Here is a 270-nt window from a genome sequence, read left to right on the forward strand (position 1 = left end):
AGCAGGCGCAGGCTCAGGCGCTGGCCGTCCTTCTCGCGGATGCCGTCCGCGCCGGGGACCCAGCCCGCCTCGTCGTGCTTCGCCTGCGCGGCCTCGGGGTCGAAGCCCACGATCACGTCGTCGTCGTCCGACAGGTGCCACTTCGGGAAGGTCGCCGGGATGAAGCTCGTCGCGAGCGTGCCCTCGCCGTCCAGGACCTTGACGAGGAGGGTGGCCGTGTCGGTGCCGAGACGGATGGCCTGGCGCACCGCGAGCTCCTTCAGCGCGGCG

Annotated in this window: 1 protein-coding gene; it reads right to left on the minus strand. The window is 72.6% G+C overall.

Going from position 1 to position 270, the window contains the following annotated elements:
• Positions 1-248: ABC transporter substrate-binding protein (locus tag KVS71_RS17525; protein WP_368874977.1), on the minus strand; the 248-nt coding region annotated here is incomplete at its 3' end.
• Positions 249-270: the final 22 nt, after the last annotated feature.

The organism is Microbacterium sp. GbtcB4 (genome assembly GCF_019091465.1).
GTDB lineage: Bacteria > Actinomycetota > Actinomycetes > Actinomycetales > Microbacteriaceae > Microbacterium > Microbacterium paraoxydans.